Consider the following 23,050-nt stretch of genomic DNA (forward strand, 5'->3'; position numbering starts at 1 on the left):
AAGGTCAATGCCCTTCCAACGGTGTCAAGGTGAAAAAAGTTTTCCTGGTTGGAACTTGGATGTGCAAATGTCGGCACGATGATGCCCAGAATAGTGGCTGCTGGCGAAAGATTGCCCCGGTGCTGTTGTCGCTTGCGCAGTGGCGGCGAAATGATCCGCCCGCCACAACACTTCCCTACTCTGCGGGGACGGAAGCCGATTTCGCTCCCCTCAACACCACTAGCGCCGAAGCAGCGCCCGACGCGGCGACCACCGCCGCTCCAGATAGGCAGCCGTGAACCCGGGGTAGGGAAGCCCGGCGCTCGCCAGCGCCAGGGATCAGTCGGCGATCGCCTCGGGCGTGAAGAACACGTCGGCATGGAAGTCGTCCGTACCCAATCCGGCCGCGAAGACCCCCTCTGCCACCGCTTCGACCATCGCGGGCGGTCCCGCGACATAGGCCTTCCAGCCTTCGAGAAGGCAAAGGTCGGCGTCGATCGCGGCGCTGACGTGCCCAACGCGGAATCGCGCACTATCAGATCGCGAAGTCACGACCTGGTAGCTGAAATTAGGATGGTCGCCGGCCAACCGATCGAGGAGGTCGACATCATAGGCGTCGCGCTCTTCCCTGACACCGAAGTAGAGCCTGATCGGCTGCCGCATTCCGGACGAGAGCGCCGTCTCCACGATCGAGCGGATTGGCGCTAGGCCCGAGCCGCCGGCGACCGCGAGAATGGGTCCGGTGTGCAAAGACCGCAGATGCGCGTCGCCGAACGGCCCCTCCACCATGACCTTGTCGCCGACCCAAAGTTCCTCGTGGATGTGGGAAGACACCAACCCATTCGGCACCTTGCGCACATGGAACTCCAACTCGCGGCCGCCGGGCACGCTGGCGATGGAGTAGTCCCGCACGAGGCGCTTGCCGACGGTGAGCTTGACATACTGTCCCGCAGAGAACCTGAAGTCCTCGCCGCCCAAGGTGACATGCACCTTCAGGATATCATGGGTCGCAGACGAGACCGATGTCACGATGCCCTCCACCTGCTTGCGCCGATGCCCGGCTTCCGCGTCACCGCGGCTCCACATGACAGTCACGTCGCTTTGAGGAACCGCGCGACATGCGAGGATCAGCCCGGCCGCCTTCTCCTCGTCGGTCAGCGAGAACCTCGAATGCGGGAGCATCGTCACCGATCCGCTCGCAAGCCTGGACTTGCAGGAGCCACAGCGCCCGCTCTTGCAGCCGTGCGGATAGTCCACGCCGGCGGCGAGCGCTGCGGCAAGCAGGGTCTGGTCCGGGGCGGCGCGGATCGAGCTCCTCGCCAGCGGGAGAGTCACGAGGAAACCTTCGGGGTGCCTGGATTGGCGTTGAAGTCTTTTCATCTGATCGCATCCTTTCGTTCAGGCGACGGGTGTCGCGTCAGTCAGAATGCGGATTTCCAGCATTGGAAGGTCAATCCCACGCATGGGATTTGTCTTCCCAGAGACTTTCTCGATCCATGGGCTTGACCTTGTCACGCTGGCAAACCCCACCTTGCTTTGCGTGAGACAGAAAAGGAGTTCATCATGAAGTTTCACGTCGAAGACATGACATGCGGCGGCTGCGCCAAGGCGGTGACAAGCGCCATTCTCTCGCTGGACGCCAAGGCCAAGGTCACGGCTGACCCGATCACGCGCAAGGTGGAAGTCGAAACGGCGGCCTCCCGGGTCGAGATCGAGGAAGTTCTGATCGAGGCAGGCTATCCGGCGAAGGCGGCTTGAGCCGCAGACGGGTAGACCCCACCCGTCCTCCATGGATGTCTCGCTAGGACATCCATGGAGGACGGACGACATTCATGTCTTGAAATCTGGCTATCGGGATTGCCCGTCGGTCTACGGTCCCACCACCGCCTACAGTCGCTGGAACCGCTGGTCGCGGCGAAGGCGTCGACCGCATCGTACGGCGTGAAGACTTCACTCGAGCCATCCGCTCCGCCATGCGGAGTTCGTCAGATCAAACATAGGCGATGTCTAGCGGCAGCTTTCTCCCCGGGATCGTCACCGCCTTCGCGTTCCGCCAAGCCGTTAAAGTGCCGATCGTCTTAGCGGCCGACTTGAGCTCTTCGGACACCACAAGCGTCGCGCCCACCGACATAGAGACGGCCTGCAGCCGCTGCGCGACATTCACGACGTCGCCCAGCACGGTGTACTCGCTGTGGCACCCCGCCTCCAGCACTCCCGCCATTGCGGTCCCGGCATGCAGGCCGATGCCCGCCCTCAATGCCGGGCGGCCTGCGGCCTCCTCGCGCTTCCGCCATTGCTCGAGTTCGCCGACGAGTTCGACCGCGCATGCCAGCGCCCGGTCGGCGTCGTCGGCGCGTGGAGCGGGATGTCCGAACACGGCCATGACCCCGTCACCCAGAAACTTGTCGACAGCGCCGCCGTGCCTAACCACGGCAGCGGACACGATGTCGCGGAACTCGGACAGCATGTGGCGTAGTTGCCCGGCAACCGCGGACTCTGCGAAACTTGTGAAGCCTCTCAGGTCGACGAACATGACGGCGACTTTCCGACGTTGGAGTTGGAGGTTCTCGCCACCCGCGAGCTGATCGACAACGGTCGGGGAGAAGAACCGCGCGAGATTGCTCCCGCGCCGCCGAGCCGCCTCGGCGGCGGTCGCGGTTTCCGCATACTCGCGCACGATCACGTAGACCGCGAGCGCCGTGACACCGAAGCTGAGCGCAAGGCCGAGTTCGCGTTGGACTTCCGCGTCGATGAGGGCTTCGGAAAACCCGAGGCCCGTGTTGGCGACGGCGGCCGCGATTATGGACATCCATCCGACGAAAACGATCGACGAAAAGCGCACGACGTGTCTGGCGTCGGATGTGAGCGCGGCATTGATGAGCAGGACGAAGACGACAACCAGGCCAGGCGGCGTCAGCGCGTGCCCGTGATCGAGCGGCCCTTGCCCCGCATGCATGAAGAGCATGAGCAGGATGGCGACAGCATCGGCGAGTACGAACAACGGTTGCCGCCACTCGGCGTTCGGACGCCGGGCGGCAACGAAAAGCGACAGCAGCGTCACCGCCAGATAGCCGCCGATGAGCGCCGTGTGGACCGGACTTCTCTGGTAGGTGCCGATCACGAAATTGCCGACGAGGACCGCGACGGCGGCCACACGCAGAAGCTCGCTGCCGATCACCCTCATGCGGAAACAGCCGTCATCAGCGGTGTGAACACGTGCGCTGTGGCGCGCAGAATGGTTGGGCATGTCTATCCCTTGTCCGGTGTTCTGGTCTTCAAATCGTCTGGGAGGTGGGGAATGGAGGTCCTGCCGAGGACTTGAACCTGGATCGGCTGGTACGGAGCAGTTGCTCCGGCGTTGAGCTACCAGGGCCGTGATCCGTGCAACGCGCCGTTGACCTCCACCTTCAAGCTGATCGCGCAGTTGACGTTACCGTCACACCGCCGCGACCCCGAACTTGCGGCCTTCCTTTGCGGGGGTCGCGTCGACCTTTCCCTTGCCTTCGGCGAAGCCCTCGATGATCGGGCAGTCTGGGCGTTCATCGCCATGGCAGTGGTTGACGAGGTGCTTGAGGGTCCTGGTCATCTCGGCAATGGCCGCCGCCTTCCGTTCGAGTTCGGCCACCTGTTCCAGGGCGATCGCCTTGACGTCGGCGCTTGCCCGCGAGCGGTCGCGCCATAGCGCAAGCAATGTCTTCATCTGCCCAACCGAAAACCCGAGGTCCCGCGCCCGACGCACGAAGCGCAGCGTGTGGACGTCGTTGTCGGTGTAAGTCCGGTAGCTCGAGTCCGTACGGTGCGCGGGTTTGATCAAGCCGATCTGCTCATAGTAGCGGATCATCTTCGCCGAGACCCCGGTCGCCTTGCTCGCTTCTCCGATGTTCATGTCCATCTCCTTGGATCGTGGTGGCCCGCGCCGTCATCGGCGCGGGCGACTGGTTTCAAGCCGTCCGGAAGGTGCGCAGCCTCAGGGCGTTCGCGAGCACGAAGACGCTCGACATGCCCATGGCGGCGGCGGCGAGGACCGGGGACAGCAGAGCGCCGTTGACAGGATAGAGAACGCCAGCGGCGACGGGGATCAGGACCGCGTTGTAGGCGAAAGCCCAGAACAGGTTTTGCTTGATGTTCCGGATCGTCGCCTGGCTGAGCGCGATGGCGCGCGGTACCCCGGTCAGCTCGCCTGACATCAGGACGACATCGGCGCTCTCGATCGCGATGTCGGTACCCGTGCCAACGGCCAGGCCCACGTCCGCCTCGGTCAGTGCCGGCGCGTCGTTGATGCCGTCGCCGATGAAGGCCACCTTGCGTCCACCGGAACGGAGCCGCTTCACGGCGTCCACCTTGCCGTCCGGCATGACTTCGGCGACAACCTCGTCGATGCCCAGCTGTGCCGCAACCGCCCGAGCTGTATGACTGTTGTCGCCAGTGATCATCGCGACCTTCAAGCCGAGGGCGTGGAGGGATTTGATCGCCTCGAAAGTCGATTCCTTGATCGGGTCGGCGACGGCGATCACGGCGGCCAGCCTGCCGTCGACGGCGGCATAGAGCGGCGAGCGGCCAAGGCTGCCAAGTTCCTTGGCACGAGCCGTGAAACCGGAGACGTCGATGCCCGCCGCAGTCATCGCCCGGTCGGCACCGACGAGGACCTTGCGGCCGTCGACGGTTCCGGTGACACCAAAGCCCGGCTGGGCTTCGAACCCGGTGACGGCCAACGCACCGATGCCCAGGTCCTTGGCCCCTGCGACGATCGCTTCGGCGATTGGATGTTCTGAATTCGCCTCCACGCTTGCGACCAGGCGGAGGACCTCGGTCTTCTCGAAACCTTCGGCGATTTCGAAGTCGGTCAGCTCCGGCCTGCCTTTGGTCAGGGTGCCCGTCTTGTCCAGTGCCACGACGTCGACGTCACGCAGGCTCTGCAGCGCCTCACCCTTGCGGAACAGGATGCCGAATTCGGCGGCGCGGCCGGTGCCGACCATGATAGAAGTCGGTGTGGCGAGACCCATGGCGCATGGGCAGGCAATGATCAAGACGGCGACGGCGTTCACTAGCGCATAGGTAAGCGCGTGCTCCGGACCGAGGGCAAGCCACGCTGCGAACGTGATCGCCGCGGCGGCGATGACAGCTGGCACGAACCAACCTGTCACCTTGTCGACCAATGCCTGGATTGGCAGCTTCGACCCTTGTGCCGCCTCGACCATCCGGATGATCTGGGCGAGCAGGGTGTCGCCGCCGATCTTGGTGGCACGGAAGGTGAAGGAGCCTGTCTTGTTGATCGTGCCGCCGACGACTTCGGAGCCCACGACCATTTTCACAGGAACGGGTTCGCCCGTGATCATGGACTCGTCGACATATGACTCGCCGTCGATGACGGTTCCGTCGACCGGAACCTTCTCGCCGGGACGGATACGGACGACGTCGTCGCGCCGGACATCAGCGACTTGGACCTCGATGAACTCGCCGCCGCGCTGGACGAAAGCGGTCTTGGGCTGGAGCCCGATGAGATGCTTGATCGCCTGGCTTGTCTTGCCCTTGGCGCGCGCCTCAAGGAAGCGGCCGAGAAGGATCAGCGTGACGATGACGGCGGCCGCTTCGTAGTAGACGTTTTCGGTACCTTCGGGCAGCAGCTCGGGCAGGAAGGTCGCGATGACCGAATATCCCCAGGCCGCCGAAGTACCGAGCACGACCAGCGAGTTCATGTCCGGTGTCCAGCGCAGAAGGTTTGGCACGCCTTTCCGGAAGAAGCGCAGGCCGGGCCCGAACAGCACCAACGAGGCGAGGACGAACTGCAGATAGCGGTTCTCCTCCATGCCGATTGTCTCCATGACCCAGACGTGGATAGCGGGAACGAGATGCGATCCCATCTCGAGAACGAAAAGCGGCAGCGTGAACACCGCCGCGAAGGCGACCGACAAGCGAAGCGCTTTCAGTTCCTGCACCTTGCGGTCCGGCTCCGGACCGGCCGCCGCCTCGCGCGGATGGATGACCTCGTATCCGGCCTTGCGGACCGCGCCCTCGAGCGCGGAGATGTCGCCGCCGGTGAAACGGATGGTGGCCTTCTCGGTCGCGAGATTGACGTTGGCTTGAAGCACGCCCGGCACCGCCGACAGCGCCTTCTCGACGCGGCGGACGCATGACGCGCAGGTCATGCCCTCGATATGCAGCTCGCGGGTTTCCACCCGGGGTTCATACCCGGCCTTCGATATCGCCTGGATCACCGCGTCGGCCACCGACGGATCGCTGTAGGAAACGGTCGCCCGTTCGGTGGCGAGGTTCACGTTAGCGGCCTCGACCCCCGGCACTGCAGCGATCGCCTTCTCGACCCGGCGCACGCATGAGGCGCAGGTCATTCCGTCGATGCTGAACTCGGCCCAGGAGGTGTCGAAACGTTCTTGTTCAGTCTTCTTGAGCGCAGTCATGGAATTGTCCCTTTCACTAACTGCACAAGTAGATAATCCTTCCAAGCTTGGTAAGGTCAAGCGGCGCGTCGAAGATTTTGTGGGCTGTATCGCAGCCGACCGGAGGTCTATGGCTGCCCTGCAGACGGGGCAGGGGGTGCGCCGTCATCTGGCAGTGGCAAGCGACCTCTCAGGGGGCGGCTGGAACGCGCTTGATTGTTCTATTGATCACCTTCGCCGCCGCTACGCTACGCGGTTGTCCGCGCGGTCCCTCTCGTCGACGCGCTTCGCGGCCGGGCCAGGCAGGCCGACAATCTCGTCAGCAGATTGGTTCTTCGGCTACTAGGCCCGACCGAAAACGAACTGCCAATCCTCGCTCTTTTGATCGCGATCCTGGTTGGAGCAGCCTGGCTGTTCTTCGGGATCGCTGAAGACGTCATCACAGGCGATCCCCTGGTAACATTCGACAAATCCGTGTTTGCTGCAGGGCATCAGGACGAGCGTCGCCGACGCGGTCATGATCGGGATCACCGAGCTTGGCGACACGACGGTCGTGCTCGCAGTATCTGCCGCAGTCTTGGTCCCCCTCACTGCACGCCGGTCTTGGCGAACGGCAGGCTACTTTCTCGGCGCAGTCGTTGGAGCTTCAATCTTCAACACCGCGATCAAGGTCGCAGTTCATTGCGTGCGGCCGAGTCCCGACAGGCGTCGGTTTGAGGCGCGTGCAGGGCAAGTCGCGGGCAATCAGAAAGCCAAGCATCCGCCGCCCCATCGACGCTCATTGACCTTGCATAAAGGTCTGCATCTCTTCCAGCGTCACCTTGCCGTCCTTGTTCGCGTCCACGCTGTCGAAAATGCGCTTGTGGACTGCGGTGACCTCTTCGAAAGACAGTGCGCCGTCGCCATTCGTATCCGCTACAGCGAACATGATCTTCATCATTTGGCCGCGCATCGGTCCCATTGGCATCCCGCCCCTCATTCCCTGCATTCTGCCGCCCATCCCCATTCCAGGCATCTGGCTTTGCCCCGCCTGCGTTCCTTGGCTCTGAGTGTCGTCATCTCCTGATTGGGCGGAAACAACGGTTACGGGACCCATCGATAGAAGAATGGCGGCTACTGTCATGCATGTCAGTTTTCCCGGGGCCATTTGCGTGCTCCTTTTGCGTCCACAGATTGGTCGGTACGCACCCGAAGATTGGCGAACTACTGTATGGCCTCGATGTCAAACCCCATCGGATATGACCCGACAATCAGGAGGCGGGGGCTATCTGTCGTTTCCCAGACTTTGCGCGACGGTGGCCTCCGCTCGAGGATCGCTTCCTCTACGCAGAGCCTCATGCCGAGGATCGTACCGGTCATGCGTATCCGCCCGCCTATTTCCCGACCCTCGGTCTGATCGAACTCGTACGATATTCGACCGCCGAGCATCATCATCGAAGGTTGCCACATACGTCCGGCAACGCGGCGATGATTGTCCAGATACTCGAAGAGCGCCTCGGCCGACGCCTGGATGTGAACCCTTGGATTCGGCCGAGTGCTGGTAGCTCATTTTTCTTTGTCCGAAGTGCCTCGGTGACGGCCGTGGCCGCCGTGCCTGTGGAAGAGGTGCATGATGGGACACGCCAGCAGCACCAGGTAGGGCAGGAGCCCCAGCGCGTGTCCCCAATGCTCCCGAAGGACGAAGAACAGGACGATGATGGCCAAGGATGCAACCATCAGCGTCCAGGTCCGGGACGAAGTCATAGCTTGACGCTCCTCAATCTCAGCGAGTTGCCGATGACGCTCACCGACGACAGCGCCATCGCAGCCGCAGCGATGATGGGCGACAGGAGGAGGCCGAAGGCCGGATAGAGAACGCCCGCGGCAACGGGAACACCCAGGGCATTGTAGATGAAGGCAAAGAACAGGTTTTGGCGGATGTTTGCCATGGTGGCGTGGCTGAGCTGTCTGGCCCGCACGATGCCCTGAAGGTCGCCCTTCAGGAGCGTCACACCGGCGCTTTCTATCGCGACGTCCGTTCCGGTACCCATTGCGATGCCCACATCGGCGGCGGCCAGCGCCGGTGCGTCGTTGACGCCGTCCCCGGCCATGCCGACGATCTTTCCTTCGCTCCGCAGCCGCGAGACGATCTTGCTCTTGTTTTCGGGAAGGACCTCGGCTTCGACCTCGGTGATGCCGAGCCGCCGGGCAACGGCGTGAGCGGTTGTCTCGTTGTCACCGGTGAGCATGACGACGCGTATTCCCGCGCCCACCAGCGCGCTGACGGCTTCCGGGGTCGTAGGTTTGATCGGGTCGGCAATCGCATACAGCCCTGCAACGCGTCCATCCATGGCCATGAAGATGACCGTCGCACCGTCATTGCGCAGTTCTTCCGCCTTGGCCGTCATGGACGAGACGTCGATCCGCTCCTCCGCCATGATCCGGTTGCTTCCGAGGATCAGGGCGTGGCCGTCGACCATGCCGATGACGCCCTTGCCGACCGGGCTGTCGAAGCCTTCGGCGCTGCCAATCGGAATGCCGCGTTCCCGAGCGGCGTTGACGATCGCGAGCGCCAGCGGGTGCTCGCTGGAGTTCTCCAGGGTTGCCGCCAGGCGAAGGAACTCGGTCTCGGACAGATCGGTACGCGGAATCATCGCGGTGACCTTGGGCCGCCCCTCGGTGAGGGTGCCCGTCTTGTCGACGACGATCGTGTCGACCTTCTCGAAGCGCTCGAGAGCCTCCGCGTTTTTGATCAGCACGCCGAGACGAGCGCCGCGCCCGACGCCGACCATGATGGACATGGGGGTGGCCAGGCCGAGCGCACAGGGGCACGCGATGATGAGCACGGCAACGGCTGCCACCAGCCCATGGGCGAACCGCGGTTCGGGTCCGAACATCATCCAGGCGGCAAACGAGACGATTGCAACGATGATGACCAGCGGGACGAACCAGCCCGACACCTCGTCGGCGAGGCGCTGGATAGGCGCGCGGGAGCGCTGGGCGTCCGCCACCATCTGCACGATCTGCGAGAGCATCGTGTCGTGTCCGACCTTGCCCGCCTCCATGACGAAGGCACCCGTCTGGTTCATGGTGCCGCCGATCAGCTTCGCGCCGACCTCCTTGGTGACCGGCATCGATTCACCGGTAATCATCGACTCGTCCACCGAGCTGCGGCCCTCGACGAGGACGCCGTCGACCGGGACTTTTTCGCCGGGGCGGACGCGCAGGCGGTCACCGACGACCACTTGGTCGAGACCGACGTCCTCCTCCGAACCGTCCACGCCGATCCGTCGCGCGGTCTTGGGAGCCAAATCCAGCAATGCGCGGATCGCTCCGCCCGTCTGCTCGCGGGCACGCAGTTCGAGGACTTGCCCGAGTAGCACGAGGACCGTGATCACCGCCGCTGCTTCGAAGTAGACGGCAACGGAGCCTTCTGCCGATCGGAAGGTGGCAGGAAAAATCCCCGGAAACACGGTCGCGACCACGCTGTAGAGCCAGGCCACGCCTGTACCCATCGCAATCAGGGTGAACATGTTGAGGTGGCGTGTCACCAGAGACTGCCAGCCCCTCTGGAAGAAGGGCCAGCCGGCCCAGAGAACGACCGGGGTAGCCAAAACCATTTGCAGCCAGTTCGACATCTGCGGACCCAGCAGCATGTGCAGGTTTGTCAGATGGGCTCCCATCTCTAGGATAAAGACTGGCAGCCCGAGCACGAGGCCGACCCAGAAGCGGCGTCGCATGTCCAGGTACTCTTCGCTCGGTCCCGACTCGGCCGTGGCGATCACCGGCTCCAGCGCCATGCCGCAGATAGGGCAATTGCCCGGCCCGATCTGCCTGATCTGCGGATGCATGGGGCAGGTGTAGACCGTGCCTTCCGGCACGGTCTGCGTTGAAGTCGCGCCGGACTGGCTCGATCCAGGACGATGTCCGTCGTGATCATGGCCGTGGTGATCCTGTCCGGAGTGTTCGTGCCCATGTGTGTGGTGTTCATGTGCCATCGTAAGTCTCCGGCTAGATCGCGTTTTGATAGGCTACGAACGACATCATGCCCGTCGCCATGTGATAGAGGTGGTGGCAGTGGAACGGCCAGTGTCCAGGGTTTGTCGCATCGAACTGGACAGCCACAGTCGCCATGGGCGGCACGAGCACCGCATCGCGCACCGCTCCGTTGATGCGCTTGCCGTTGATGCCCACCACCTGGAAATGATGGCCGTGCAGGTGCATCGGATGCGCCATCATCGACATGTTCCGCATCACCAATTCTACGCGGTTTCCGCTCGCCACCTCCATCGGGCCATCTGCGGTTCCGATTCCCCAGGTATAGGAGGCCATGTCTCCGGTCAGCGTCAGGGCATACGTCCGGTCCGCGGCGCGTTGCGCCAGCGGGTTTTCCGCCTGCAGCGATTCTTCCATCGCCAGATCGAGCACCGGGCCGCTCTCTGCAGCCATCGTAACGACCTTGAAGATGCTGGCGTCCGCAGTCGCGAGGATGACGCCCGTCCGCTCCTTTGCCCCCTCGCGCAGGGCCAGGATGGGGAAAGCCCCGGAACCTGGCGGAAGCTGCAGGCGGATGTCGAGCCGCTGCCCCATTGAAACTGGGAAGCGGCTTCCTTGTAGCGGGACGACGTCCATCCCATCGACCGCGATCAGTTCGCCTGGGAGGGTGCCGGTGTCGATGGTGAAGGCGGTCGCGGTCGCGCCGTTGATGATGCGCAGGCGGACGCGCCCGCCCTTCTCGACCGCGAAGACCTCCGGATCATCCAGCGTGCGATCGTTGGCAAGGTAGGCGTCGTACTCGATGTCGTTGAGGTCCATGGCCGGCATGCCCGGCATCGCCATGCCCGGCATGTGCTGCTGGTGCATCCCCTCCATGTCGGGCATCGCCGACGCCATGTGCCCGGCGGCCATGTGCCCCGCCATGGCGTGGCCGGAACCGGGGGCCTTCAATCCGGTCAGCAGTTCCTCCGGTGTCTTGAAGGAAAAGTCGTGGAGAAGGATGACGACCTCCTGCTCGTCACGCGCACGGTCGGCCGCTGTCCGCACGATAAGCGGGGCCGCCAGCAGGGCTTGCTCCTGCAGCGTGTGCGCGTGCATCCAGTGCGTGCCTCCCTGACCAACCGGGAAGAGGTAGTGGCGGGTTTCGCCGGTGGGGAGGAGCTTGGCCGGATTGTCAGGCACGCCGTCCATGTCCCACGGAGGCGTCAGCCCATGCCAATGGATCAGCGTGTCTTCGCCCGAATGGTTCAACAAATTGACGTCGAAGTCGCCTCCGGCGTCGAGAACCAATCCGGGCTTTCCGTCGGCCGTGCCAAGTTGAAATACGGTCGCGGCTTTCCCGTTCACCTCAAGGACGCGCTTGGAGATGGACAGATCGGTTGTTCTGTTGGTCGCCGCCCGGGCGGCGCTTGACCAGGGATAGTTTGCGATTGGTGCGAGGGCCGCTGCGCCAATGGCCAGCGTCTTCAGGAATTGTCTGCGGTGCATCTTGATATCTCTCGATCTCGGTCGGAAGCCCGACCTGCTGACGTGTCGGCCCGAGATGGCTCGGGCCGGGTTTCATTCACGACAGGTTGGATCGAGGCGGCTCGAAGACGGCAGCCGCATCCTGGCCCGATAGGCCGACAAGCGCGGTGGGAAAATATGACGGCGTGATTTCGTTGCTCCACGCCGACGAAGCGGGAGAAGGGATGGCGGCACCACAGATGGCGCATGACTTCGCGCAACAGAGCGTGTCCTTGACCGTCTTACCGTGGTGATGGTCTCCGTCGACGGACGCTTGTTGTGGCGACGCGAGAAGGCCCTGAACGGCCACGTCCGCAGTGTGGCAATCAGCCGGCATGGCCTGTGCCGGCGCGTTGAGGAGCAGGCCCGCAATGAGCACGGCCAGAACCAACCTCAACAATGTCACGAAGCATTTGCGGCTTATCATCAGCTCGGCTCAAACCTCGGCGTTGACTGCTAAGTAGGCGCTCCCCTTTGGCGCGCCTTGACCTTCATCAATCTAAATTATGATCCCCCGGTGCGGGGGCATGCAAGTGGATGGCGGCTTCAGCCCCCCTTGCAGCAGCACGATTTTTTGGAGGTGGCCCCGTAACCGGCTTCCGCGATCGCGGCGACGAACCTGTCGGCTCCGACCTGGGAGTCTATGGATGCCGTTTTTGCCTCGAGGTCGATAGCGACCTCCGCCGCAGGATCTACCGATTTCACGGCCTTCGTCACGGCCGCAACACAGTGGCCGCAGGTCATGTCCGGAATATCGAGATGGAACATTAGGAAGTCTCCTGGTGGTTGTTGGAACGAGAATGGGGCTTCCCACTGTGGGAAGGTCAAGGGGGCCTTGGCAAAACATTTGGATGGTTTCGGGTGGTGCGGTGCATCCGTCCGTCGCAGCAGATGCTGGCTTCCAAACGCCCATTGATTTCGCCTTTCGACGCCTGATGATCGTGCTGGCAATGCTCGGAGTTTTCCTCGCGCCAGTGGGCATCAGCGCGGCTGCAAGCGCGATGACGTCCGCCGCCCTGCAGCGTACGACCGGCATGGTCGCCATGGCCCAGATGCCGGCGCGTCGTGCTGCCCCGCTGACGAACAGGCGCAACCGGGCAATTGCGACACGTCTTGTCCTCTGTCTTTGATATGCTCGTCCGCTGTTATCGTCGGTGAACGCCTACCTGATGGCTGGCCGGCCGCGCCGCGCTTTGGCCCGTTCTTCGACATTGGCCCGGACAGGCAGCTTTCCCCGGCGTTTGTCGAACCACCTTCTCATCCTCTAAAGGCCTGATTTCGATTTCGATCATGTTGGCCACTCTCCATAGGTGGCCGACTAGAGTGCGGAACGGCTATCCGTGAGGGGGACTCGTCACAGTCAGTACTTCAGTCTTTCGAGTCGACAATATTTTGGGCGAGGGCAGTTTGTGGCAAACCTATCGGCGCGAGTTACCCAATCCAACGGTCCCAGCGACGAACCAATGGAGCGCCATCAGCTGCTTCATTGATTTTACTGATGAATAATGAGGAAAATGGCGCGCCGAAGAGGATGAAACTGGGAACGCGTATGTGATTGTATTTGACATCAATTCTACAAAATCCTAGCGCCGCTTTAACCTGTATCTGCTCAAGCGGGCAGGATGATCGTCGGCTTGCCAAGCGCTTGGACCGGATAGAGAAGGATGATGATATTGTGCGTTGTATCAAACGCCTCAGCGACGCATTCATGTGGTGCGCCATTCCGGTCCGCAATTGATAGCGTTCGCGGGCTTGTCATTTTGCGGCCCAAGGGCAGGACGGCGCCCAGGGCGTGGTCTAGCGTGATGTGGGAATCGTCAGGCCGTCCGAACTGAGCAACGAATGACGGCGAAGGCTCGATCCTTCGAACGGCGGCCTGTGCCCCATGTCCGTTTACGTACTCGATCGGTTCTAGGATATAGACTACGCAAGCCCTGTGATGCGTGCGCGCGAATTCACGTGCTGATGCGTAGTTGGAAGCACCAAATTTTTTGGCAAGCTTGATCGGCGTTTTGATGTCAAAGGAGCAGTCGGCAGCAAGACGCGCGTAAGTGTCGCCTTTGAACAGTGCAAAACGCGCAAAATTGTTGGCCTCGCGTTCGAACTGATCGGCGATCTCCGGGGTAAGCGTCTGGTCGCAATCCTGGAAGAAGCGAAACATCTTGCGATGAACGGGAAGATCGTGATGCGCGGTCTCATGCAGGGTTAGAAAGGTCTTTTTCGAATTCGATTTGATAGATGTACCGTCGATATGAATCAGGCCCTCGGCGGCATCGTAGATGCCAAACACCTTTGAAATGGCGGACTTGATTTGATTGCCAGCTTCGGCGGCCTTGCCGCGCAGGTATCCAAGTATGGCGGCGGGATCAAAAAGGCTTGTCGGCGCGAGTTGAACGTTGGCAGCGGCGAGAATATCATCGATCGGCACGGGGAACCTGTCCCATGCACTTGCGCGGTCGAGGAGCCGCCGTGCCCGCTCCTCGACCGCGTGAAGGTCCTCGGGGTTTAGACTGCTGTCATCAGGTTTGGTCACCCGGCTTTTTCCTACTACGCATGAATTTCAGATATTGAAGCATCTCTGCTTCTTCCTCGGAAGTTAGGTTGTGTTCGGCGAAAGTAGCGACGCGCCCATGCCGCTCGGTATCGTCGCGTTTCGTTGACGACGTGAGAAATCCGGCCATCTCCATGAGCTTCTCAAAATCGATCGCATAGAGTTCGGCGAGCGCATGCAGGATATTGGGGGAGGGCTTCTGAATCTTCCCGTTCTCGATTTGGCTGAGATAGGCGTTCGACACCTGTTTATTGGTGGCCTCCTCTACTCCACGCAACGTCATTTTCCGGTCGGTCCGAATCGAAGCGAGATACTGACCGAGGGTGGGCTTCGATGAGCTCCTCCCGTCAGTGGGGGCGAGCATGACTGTATCCTCCTGTAAGGCATTGTAGCGTTTATGATTCTAGCGCGATTTCGCTATTCAGGTCAAGCTTGCTAAGTTTGTGCTTGATAAACCTAGCATGCTATGTTACATACTGGGTGAGAGGGCATCCCGCCCGATCAGGTTCTGAATGGAGTATGTGCAATGGCCGAACTTAGAGAAGACAGGAGGGCCGATTCCGGCGTGGAAGAGGTCCTCGATGAGATCATCGATCTCGAAGAATACGCGAAGGCGGGCAGGAGACCGCCTTTGTCCAAGGGATACCGGGTCCTTGTGAACGGCGATGCGTTCGTTCTGCATGATCCCGAGCTGACCGGGCGCGAAGTCTTGACCCTTGCCGGGCTGTTGCCCGCAGAGAACTACACGCTGCGGCTGAAGATGGTGGGCGAGCGGCCGCGGAAGGTCGGCCTCGATGAGAAGATCAATCTTCGGCATCGGGGCGTGGAAAAGTTCAAGGCGCTGCCCCGCGACCAGACGGAGGGCTGAGAGATGGCCCTTCGCCGCGAGTTTGATCTGCCACCTACCGATCGTGAGTTTCTCGATGAGTACGGTCTGCCGTGGGAGACAATCGTGGACGGTTCCCAATGGGTGCTTGTCCATGATTTCCCTCTCCCGCGCGGCTACAACCATGAGACCGTCACTGCTGCTATTAGGATCGAGACGGGCTATCCCAACACCGAACTTAACATGGTGTACTTTTACCCGTCGCTCGCGCGCAAAGACGGGAAGCCGATAGGGGCAACGGAGGCTCGGCAGGCGCTCGACGGCAAGACTTACCAGCGGTGGTCCCGCCACCGGACCGCTGCCAATCCTTGGAAAATCGGGCGTGACCATATCGGAACGCACGTCATTCTGATCGAGGACTGGTTGGATCGGGAGTTTGAGAAATGCCCGTGCCAGTGACCCTCGCGCTCTCGGGCGATCAACACGAACACCTGAAGAGTATTCTCTTCCCCGGCGACGGAAACGAAGCCGTCGCTATTCTGCTCTGCGGCCGCCGCGCGGGCGACCGACGCCATCGTCTCGCGGTCCGCGAAATTCATGGCATTCCCTACGAGGAATGTGTCGAGCGGACGCCGATGCGGGTCACATGGCCGCCGGACTATATCGCGCCGATTCTGGAGCGCGCGGCGGATGAGGGCCTCTCGGTAATAAAAGTCCACAGTCATCCCGGTGGCCACGCGGCATTTTCTTTGACCGACGATAAGGGCGATGCTCAGCTGCTCCCAATGATCCGCGGTTGGGTCGAAGCGGATATACCGCATGGCAGCGCCATCATGTTGCCGGATGGGCAAATGTTTGGCCGCGTTCTGAACGCCGATAACGGGTTTGATCCCATCAATTGCATCAGCGTCGCTGGTGACGATCTTCATTTTTGGTACGCTGATGCCGGCGGCGTTGGACTGCCGAGCTTTGTTGCTTCTCACGCGCAGGCATTCGATGACGGTACAATCGAGCGCTTTCGCCGACTTTCTTTCGCTGTTATCGGAGCGTCCGGCACCGGGAGCCCAACGATCGAGCAGCTCGTGAGGCTTGGAGCCGCGGTCGTTGTCAGCGTGGACGACGATCACATGGAGGAGCGCAATGTAAATCGCATCCTCAACTCGACGATGGAGGACGTGAGGCACAAGCGCTCGAAGGTCGATGTCCTGGCAGATGCCGCTGAGCGAACAGGGCTAGGAACGAAAATAATTCGGGTAAAAAAGAATCTCTGGGACCCGGATGTCGTCCGCGAGGTCGCGCAATGCGATATCATTTTCGGATGCATGGACACGGTGGATGGCCGTTACCTCCTGAATGCGATCGCTTCCTATTACTCGATTCCCTATTTCGATATCGGAGTTCGGCTCGACGCCGTGAAATCCCCTACTGGCAAAGCCCGTATTCGCGAGGTCTGCGGCACCGTCAACTATCTTCGTCCGGGACGCTCAAGCCTGGTTAGCCGCGGCCTGTTTTCGATGAGCGATGTCGCCGCTGCGGGTTTGCGGCGAAATGATCCTCGCGCGCACGAACGGCAAGTCGAGGATGGATACATCAGAGGGGTCCTCGCCCACCGGCCGGCTGTCATAAGCGTGAATATGTTCGCTTCGAGCCTTGCGGTGAACGAACTTCTTGCCCGCCTTCACCCGTTCCGCGAGGAAAGCAATGGCGCTTATGCAGCCGTCATTTTCAGTCTCGCCAGCATGGAGTTCTTCTATGATCCCGAGGAAGGGATTTGCGACATCCTCGGCGGCAAGGTCGGCTTTGGCGACACTTCGCCCCTGCTGGGCCTCATGGAACTGTCGAAGAGGCAAGGCGCATGAGAAAGCTCAGAGCCTTCCTGTATAGCGTATGCCTGCGCCTCTACGGATGGATCGTTCCACCCTATGCAACCCAAGTGGTCGAGGAGAGCCTTCCAAAGCGGCTAAAGCGTCGGACGCTCTACATTGTGGAAGAGGACGGATACCAGGAACAGGCGGCTATGATATGCCCGTGCGGCTGTAGGGCCGTTCTCCATATGAATTTGCTCCCCGATGAACGGCCGTGCTGGCGAGTGACGAGGCATATGGATGGCAGCACAAGTCTACATCCGTCCGTATGGCGTCAAAAGGAATGCAAATCGCATTTCTGGTTCCGCAAAGGCCGCGTGAAGTGGTGCCGAGCAGCCTAGCCGTCGCTCCCCATGATCGGACAGGCTCTTGAGAAACAATAAACTATTCTACAGAAGGGCCGGAAGTTCCTCATTCTCTAGGAACTCCAAAAAATCTGGGTTGCTCAGGACGGCGTCGTAAAAAATATGCTCCCAGCTATTTGGAGTAAGGTCTTCCGCATTGGTCTTAAAGAGTTCCAAGGATGCTCTGACATCCTGTCCCGACGCCCTCATCTTGGAGACCAATCGGAGAAGCCTACGGAACTGCTCGCGGAAAAAGCGTGTGTAGCGCGGGACAATGGCAAGCTCCCTTAGATGGCATCCAACCAGACGTTCCTGCACCGGTGTTAACCCAGGGGCCGGAAGGAGATCGAATAACGGAGCGGTGAACGGTGCCTGAATGGTGAGCTGAAGAACTTGTTCCGCGATGAAGACATCGAAGTAAGGATGAAGGAAGAAACGAGAATCGGCATGATCGCCCGTTTTTATCCCTTTCTCCTTCTGGCACGCGTCGCACATGGGAAAGAGATTGTGTGGCGTAACACAGAAATGCGGATACTCAGTTTTGGGAAGATAGTGATCTAACGTGTTGGGTCGTCCTGCCTCCCCGCACGCTGGGCAAGCAGTAAGATCATGATCGCGAAGGTCATCCAGGATCAGTCGCTGTGCTGCCCCTTCCTTAGGAGAGAGGTACAGGTTCAAAAAGCTCTTTTTTCGTACGTTCGCCGCAGGCCACGGCGGCACGACTGCGGGTGAGCCGCCCGCGTTGAGGTATGCCTGTACGCGGCTTCTCCATTCACCAGCAATGCCGGTGAAGTACGCGGCATTTCTGCCGCCCTGACGTTCTGCAACGACGTCGTCTACGAGCTGAAGCGCGCAGGCTGTCGGTGCTGGCAGCCTCATTATCATCAGTCTCGCTCCATTGCCCTGATCTGGATGATGAGCTCTTCGTTCACATCATCACCAAGGGCTGCAATCAGATCGTCAGCACTATCGTAGTCGGAAAGTTGCTTCTTAATCCAAGCTTCAAATGGTTTTGAAACCCCAATATCTCCGAAAACATAAGAGGAAATTCTCTGTATATCTCCGCCAAAAGTCTGAAATGGAGGATTCTTTAATATGAGTTCGTCATCTCCTTTTTCGAAAACATGCACACACTCGGAGGGCACTTCCCTGACCGTGACTACGGAATGTGTTGCCAAGAGTGCCTTTGAGTTGAAGCGCAACAAAATCTGCTTCAACATGTCAATGAACTGTATCTCAAGGGTCGGATGCAAAAACAGCTCGGGCTCATCGACCAAGATCAGGCTATTGCGCCGAATAGCGCCGACAACGTTGATGACAATATATGCGAAGAGACGTTGTCCCGAACTTAGCTCGATGGGCACGCCGTCTTTAAAGAAGGTGACGCCGCTGTGAGCGAAAATTGCGCCCGACAGCTTGTTCTCATCTAACTGATCAACACGGTCGGCTGAAATCGGGATATACCGGCGGCGATCCTCACCTGTTCCAACGTTGAAGCCGAGATCGCTTACATCAAGATCGTCCAATTCGTCATAGAACGTAGTGAAGCGACGACTGGAAGCAATTTCCACGGCTGCGGCGTCGAAGTCGATCGCGGTCCGGAGAACGCGCTCTACGGTCTCTAGCTTCTTGGACCAGTTGCGTATGGATTTGTACTTCTTGTCGTCCCGCAGGCAGTCGACAAGAGATTTAGCGGCGTTCTTTTTCGGAAACTCGTGAGATATCCGGATGTTGCCGCGCCTTTTGCCATCCGTAGGCTCGCTGCGTCCGCGGAATCCAAAATAGCGATAGGCATCCGTGTCCTGCAATCGCCGCCCGGCGAGATCGACGGGAAAGCGTTCGAACGGGCTATAGGAAATTACGACGATCTGACTGAGGTTGGGCTTTTCGACGAAGCCGGTTTCCGCCTCATCATCAGGAGAAATCCAGTCTCTAACGACCTGATGCAGGGCCTGCGATTTTCCGTGCCCGTTGGGGCCTATCAGCACGTTGATATCATACGGCAGCGGTCCCTCAGAACTGAATTTGAGGCTGAGGGTACTGACATCGCCGTAGATATCTTTGAACCGGAAGCCCAGATCGAGGACAGCAATCAGCTGCTGCTCGAAAACGCGCCAGCCGTCGATAAACGCTTTGGTGCTGCCCCGCTCGCGCTGCAATGAACTTCTGAAGCCTTCAGTCTGGGACAGGGCAATGGCACTATCATCTTCGGCAACGTGAACAAGATAACTTGCATCCCGCAACGCTTGGGCGACCGCCAGAGCGCCCTCCGTCCCGAGAAGCCCGTCAAGCTGCTCATAGAAAGTTATGTCCGAGGGAACGGAAATGTAGTTGGTATTAGGGATGGGAAACGTGCCGTCCCAACCTTCCTCAAGAAGGCGGTCGAGAGCCGTGCTGCTGGTATGTTCGTCTTCGATCAGTAGCCTGATTAGGTCCAGCTCAACGATCTTGTCGTTATATCGCGCCGTAACCGGGAAGCTTGTCTTGTAGCCGTAGTCGTCCCAGTTGTTGGCAAGAAGCTCTATTACATCACCGTCAGCAGAAGGAGGAGGCGTAATTCGGCGGCTCTGCCGACCTAGATAGACGACCCTCATGTGCTTCACGCTCCGGCAATAGGATTGTCACGCACCGCTCGAAGAGCTCTTCCAAAAAAGTGCCGCGTCGCCTTGTCTCTTGCCTCGGCATCAGTCAGCACGATGTTCCGCATCTCGTTATCGCGCTGGAACATTCGGATGGCCCCTTGGAAAAAGGCATCACGGAAGGCTGCGTAGACGACATCGGGCGGGTTGTTGCGGAGCATTTCCGTCAGGTCGTCATTCATGATTTCGCGATTGACCTGTTCAAAACGGATCATATCGGCTTCCGTGAACTCGGTTCCGTGGCGATCGTTGAATGCCTTGACGATCTCGGAGAGCTCCTTGCGCTCATCCTCGGTATACGGCTTTGCGCCGAATTCTGTGATGCCGGCGAGCGCCTCGCGGTCACCGGGCGACAGCGAAGCCGAGCCCTTCTCCTTCTCGACTACCTTGAAGGCCTGAAGTTTCAGCATGTCCTCGGTGATTTCGATCTCGGGCGGTAGCTGCCGGTGGGGCAGCAGCCGGGCCAGCCAGGACGCATAAGAATAGAGCTTCTCAAGGGCCGTATCCTCTAGCTTTATCACCTGCGCGATGAAGCTGTAGAAGCGCATGTAGCTACGCAGGAGCTGCCGGAATTCTTCCTGGCGACCTTCGTCGTCATCCGCCTCGAAACGGCCGACTGCCGCCCGCACCAGACCTTCGAGCCGCGCACGATCACCGCCGCTTAGGTGGCCGCCGTAGAAGGTTTCGGCGAACCGTTCGATCTCCGGCCTGTCCAGATAGCCGAACTTATGCAGGCGTCCCTCCAGTTCGTAGACCTGATTGGGATCGGACATCGCTTCAAGGCTGGTGATCTCGTAATAAGGGCGGAAGGCCGCCTGTATGTCCTCGATCGTGTTCTGAAAATCGAGGATATAAACCCGCTCCTTGCCTGCTCTCGTGCGGTTTAGGCGCGACAGCGTCTGCACAGCCTGCAATCCCGCAAGCTTGCGGTCGATATACATTGCGCAGAGCTTCGGCTGATCAAAGCCGGTCTGGTATTTTTCGGCGACGATCAAGACCTGATAGGTTTCAGGATAGGGTGTGCCATCGGGCTTGAAGCCGTCAAAGCGCCCCGGAAGCTCCGTTTCGGAGAAGCCGTTCAAGTCTGCCTCGGTGTAGGTTTCACCTTCGTAGTCAAGCTCACCGGAGAAGGCGACCAACGTCTTCAGGTCCGTGTATTTTTGAGACGCCGTATAATCACGCACGCCGAAATAGTAGCGAAGGGCATGGTCCCGGCTGGAGGTGACGATCATCGCTTTCGCCTGACCGTTGAGCTCATGCATGACATGGCGGCGGAAATGTTCGACGACGATCTCGACCTTCTGGCCGATGGCCGTCGGGTGTAGATGGGCATAGCGGGCGACCTTGCGCTGCCCGCTGCGGCCACTCAGCTCGGGATCGTCTTCAATGGCCTTCTCAAGCTTATAATAGGCCTTGTAGGTCATGTAGTTCTGGAGCACATCCAGAATGAACCCTTCTTCGATAGCCTGCCGCATCGAGTAAAGGTGAAACGGATGCGGTAGACCGTCAGGACCGACCACGCCGAAGCGTTCCAGCGTGACGTTGCGCGGCGTCGCGGTGAAGGCGAAGAAGCTGATATTCGATTGCGGGCCACGGCTCTTCTGATACTCGGCGATCAGGTCCTCGATATCGTCACTGGAGGTGGCTTCGCGAGTCAGTGCGTCCGTCATGGCCTGGGCCGATCTTCCGGACTGGCTCGAATGTGCCTCATCTATGATGACGGCAAAGGAGCGCTTTGATTGCCCTGAAATCTCCTTGAGGTGCTCGGTCGAAAATTTCTGGATCGTCGTGACGATAATTCGTGCACCCTTGGCGATCGCGTCCTTCAACTGGCGTGACGTGCCGTCGATCTTTTTCACGACGCCGGCCGTTTGCTCGAACTGAGCAACTGTGCCCTGAAGCTGGCGGTCCAGCACAACACGATCAGTGACGATGATCGCGGTGTTGAATACCGCTTGATCGGCAGCGTCATGAAGATTGATGGCCTGATGGGCGAGCCAACCGATCGTGTTGGATTTGCCCGATCCCGCTGAATGCTGAATCAGGTAGTTGCGGCCAGCGCCATGCTCCCCGGCATGCGCCATAATTCTGCGCACCGCGTCGAGCTGCTGGAAGCGCGGAAAGATCATAACTTCCTGCTTGCCTACGACCTCAAGGTGCATAAAGCGGCCAATGATGTCGAGAAGCACGTCGCGTGAGAAGATCGCGCTGCCCCATGCGCCCGCGCGGTACAGGTACGCCACGCGGAACTCGCCGTCGACATCCGGATTGCCGGCACCACCGTCCCGGCCGCGATTGAAGGGCAGGAAGCGCGTCTTCCCGTTTGCAAGCCGCGTCGTCATTGACGCGTTGTCTTCATCCATCGCGAAATGAACGAGCGCCCCGCGCTTGAAGGTCAGAAGCGGCTCGCCAGCAGGCCCCCGATCCTGCCTGTATTGCCGCTCCGCATGGCGGAAGGTCGAGCCGGTCAGAAGGTTTTTAGCTTCAATGGTGACTACGGGCAAGCCGTTCAAGAACAGGACAACATCCAGCCGGCCGCCGTGGCGCTGGCTGTATTCAACCTCCTTTATCACACTGAGAATATTGGCCTGGTACTCGGCAACGCGCTTGGGCTCCAACGCGCTGGCCGGCTTGAAATAGCAGAGCGAGAATTTGATGCCGGGGACGATCTTGATCCCCTGACGCAGCACGTCCAGCAGGCCGCGGTCCTTAAGCGCCTTTCCCAGCTGGCCAAAGAGGGTATCGGTCGCTGAATCGCTGTAGTGAGCGACCAGCTTTTCCCATTCCTCCGGCTGGGTCTCCTGAAGGAAGCGGAGCACCAGCCCTTTATCCATAGCCAGCGGCTTGTCGTAATCTGGCTCGCAGGAGCGCAGGAGATAGCCTTCCCCGGCAACCAACTGCTCAATCAGATGGTTCTGGAGGACGTTCTCCTTATGTGCGTTGTGCTTCTGGTATTCCTGCATAGCCCCC

20 protein-coding genes and 1 pseudogene are annotated in these 23,050 nt (G+C 60.2%); 6 read left to right on the plus strand and 15 right to left on the minus strand.

Annotated features, from left to right (window positions below; all coding sequences use genetic code 11):
• Positions 1–318: 318 nt before the first annotated feature.
• Positions 319–1,359 (minus strand): 2Fe-2S iron-sulfur cluster-binding protein, encoded by a 1,041-nt coding sequence (locus JNC62_RS13245; RefSeq protein ID WP_374839489.1) that lies wholly within the window; start codon positions 1,357–1,359, stop codon positions 319–321.
• Between the two features lie 183 nt (positions 1,360–1,542).
• Between JNC62_RS13245 and JNC62_RS13250 the strand changes: the two genes are divergently transcribed.
• Both JNC62_RS13250 and JNC62_RS13255 read left to right on the plus strand, forming a co-directional pair.
• Positions 1,543–1,737: a heavy-metal-associated domain-containing protein gene (locus tag JNC62_RS13250; protein ID WP_374839490.1), complete on the plus strand. Its 195-nt coding sequence runs from the start codon at positions 1,543–1,545 to the stop codon at positions 1,735–1,737.
• A gap of 70 nt (positions 1,738–1,807) precedes the next feature.
• Positions 1,808–1,900, plus strand: a pseudogene (locus JNC62_RS13255) (IS5/IS1182 family transposase); the annotation flags it as partial.
• Positions 1,901–1,969: 69 nt separating this feature from the next.
• Here the strand turns inward: JNC62_RS13255 and JNC62_RS13260 are convergent.
• From JNC62_RS13260 to JNC62_RS13310, 11 genes are all read right to left on the minus strand, one after another.
• Positions 1,970–3,226 carry an adenylate/guanylate cyclase domain-containing protein gene (locus JNC62_RS13260; RefSeq protein ID WP_374839491.1) on the minus strand — a complete coding sequence of 419 codons (1,257 nt, stop codon included), beginning with the start codon at positions 3,224–3,226 and terminating at the stop codon, positions 1,970–1,972.
• A 189-nt stretch (positions 3,227–3,415) separates the two neighbouring features.
• Complete coding sequence (gene cueR / locus JNC62_RS13265; RefSeq protein ID WP_374839492.1) at positions 3,416–3,865, minus strand: Cu(I)-responsive transcriptional regulator; 450 nt, start codon at positions 3,863–3,865, stop codon at positions 3,416–3,418.
• Positions 3,866–3,920: 55 nt separating this feature from the next.
• Positions 3,921–6,395, minus strand: coding sequence for a heavy metal translocating P-type ATPase (locus JNC62_RS13270; protein ID WP_374839493.1), 2,475 nt, complete (start codon positions 6,393–6,395; stop codon positions 3,921–3,923).
• Between the two features lie 757 nt (positions 6,396–7,152).
• Positions 7,153–7,470 (minus strand): EF-hand domain-containing protein, encoded by a 318-nt coding sequence (locus JNC62_RS13275; protein ID WP_374839591.1) that lies wholly within the window; start codon positions 7,468–7,470, stop codon positions 7,153–7,155.
• A 449-nt stretch (positions 7,471–7,919) separates the two neighbouring features.
• Positions 7,920–8,117, minus strand: coding sequence for a DUF2933 domain-containing protein (locus tag JNC62_RS13280; RefSeq protein ID WP_374839494.1), 198 nt, complete (start codon positions 8,115–8,117; stop codon positions 7,920–7,922).
• Positions 8,114–10,204, minus strand: a complete 2,091-nt coding sequence (locus tag JNC62_RS13285) for a copper-transporting P-type ATPase (protein ID WP_374839592.1) — start codon at positions 10,202–10,204, stop codon at positions 8,114–8,116. Before JNC62_RS13285 ends, JNC62_RS13280 begins: the two co-directional genes overlap by 4 nt.
• A 160-nt stretch (positions 10,205–10,364) precedes the next feature.
• Positions 10,365–11,837 (minus strand): multicopper oxidase family protein, encoded by a 1,473-nt coding sequence (locus tag JNC62_RS13290; protein WP_374839495.1) that lies wholly within the window; start codon positions 11,835–11,837, stop codon positions 10,365–10,367.
• A gap of 76 nt (positions 11,838–11,913) precedes the next feature.
• Complete coding sequence (locus tag JNC62_RS13295) at positions 11,914–12,282, minus strand: hypothetical protein (protein ID WP_374839496.1); 369 nt, start codon at positions 12,280–12,282, stop codon at positions 11,914–11,916.
• Between the two features lie 119 nt (positions 12,283–12,401).
• The gene (locus JNC62_RS13300) at positions 12,402–12,623 is read right to left on the minus strand and encodes a heavy-metal-associated domain-containing protein (protein ID WP_374839497.1); all 222 of its coding nucleotides are present in this window, start codon (positions 12,621–12,623) and stop codon (positions 12,402–12,404) included.
• A gap of 841 nt (positions 12,624–13,464) precedes the next feature.
• Positions 13,465–14,388 carry an ImmA/IrrE family metallo-endopeptidase gene (locus tag JNC62_RS13305; RefSeq protein WP_374839498.1) on the minus strand — a complete coding sequence of 308 codons (924 nt, stop codon included), beginning with the start codon at positions 14,386–14,388 and terminating at the stop codon, positions 13,465–13,467.
• Complete coding sequence (locus tag JNC62_RS13310) at positions 14,375–14,770, minus strand: helix-turn-helix domain-containing protein (protein WP_374839499.1); 396 nt, start codon at positions 14,768–14,770, stop codon at positions 14,375–14,377. The genes JNC62_RS13305 and JNC62_RS13310 overlap by 14 nt, the downstream gene beginning before the upstream one ends.
• A 162-nt stretch (positions 14,771–14,932) precedes the next feature.
• Here JNC62_RS13310 and JNC62_RS13315 point away from each other — a divergent pair, with 162 nt between their 5' ends.
• The 4 genes from JNC62_RS13315 to JNC62_RS21135 are packed head-to-tail and all read left to right on the plus strand — an operon-like array spanning position 14,933 to position 17,438.
• Complete coding sequence (locus JNC62_RS13315) at positions 14,933–15,274, plus strand: multiubiquitin domain-containing protein (protein ID WP_374839500.1); 342 nt, start codon at positions 14,933–14,935, stop codon at positions 15,272–15,274.
• 3 nt (positions 15,275–15,277) lie between these two features.
• The gene (locus JNC62_RS13320; protein WP_374839501.1) at positions 15,278–15,691 is read left to right on the plus strand and encodes an E2/UBC family protein; all 414 of its coding nucleotides are present in this window, start codon (positions 15,278–15,280) and stop codon (positions 15,689–15,691) included.
• On the plus strand, positions 15,676–17,091 hold the full coding sequence (locus tag JNC62_RS13325) for a ThiF family adenylyltransferase (RefSeq protein WP_374839502.1): 1,416 nt from the start codon (positions 15,676–15,678) through the stop codon (positions 17,089–17,091). Before JNC62_RS13320 ends, JNC62_RS13325 begins: the two co-directional genes overlap by 16 nt.
• Positions 17,088–17,438 carry a ubiquitination-like system serine protease family protein gene (locus JNC62_RS21135; RefSeq protein ID WP_510186523.1) on the plus strand — a complete coding sequence of 117 codons (351 nt, stop codon included), beginning with the start codon at positions 17,088–17,090 and terminating at the stop codon, positions 17,436–17,438. The genes JNC62_RS13325 and JNC62_RS21135 overlap by 4 nt, the downstream gene beginning before the upstream one ends.
• Positions 17,439–17,486: 48 nt before the next feature.
• On the opposite strand, the gene JNC62_RS13335 is transcribed toward JNC62_RS21135, so the two are convergent.
• The 3 genes from JNC62_RS13335 to JNC62_RS13345 are packed head-to-tail and all read right to left on the minus strand — an operon-like array spanning position 17,487 to position 23,043.
• Positions 17,487–18,326 (minus strand): hypothetical protein, encoded by an 840-nt coding sequence (locus JNC62_RS13335; protein ID WP_374839503.1) that lies wholly within the window; start codon positions 18,324–18,326, stop codon positions 17,487–17,489.
• Positions 18,326–20,035, minus strand: a complete 1,710-nt coding sequence (locus tag JNC62_RS13340; RefSeq protein WP_374839504.1) for an ATP-binding protein — start codon at positions 20,033–20,035, stop codon at positions 18,326–18,328. The genes JNC62_RS13335 and JNC62_RS13340 overlap by 1 nt, the downstream gene beginning before the upstream one ends.
• A 5-nt stretch (positions 20,036–20,040) precedes the next feature.
• The gene (locus tag JNC62_RS13345; RefSeq protein ID WP_374839505.1) at positions 20,041–23,043 is read right to left on the minus strand and encodes a type I restriction endonuclease subunit R; all 3,003 of its coding nucleotides are present in this window, start codon (positions 23,041–23,043) and stop codon (positions 20,041–20,043) included.
• Positions 23,044–23,050 lie beyond the last annotated feature (7 nt).

It is taken from the genome of Mycoplana ramosa, assembly GCF_041930185.1.
Classification (GTDB): Bacteria; Pseudomonadota; Alphaproteobacteria; order Rhizobiales; family Rhizobiaceae; genus Mycoplana; species Mycoplana ramosa.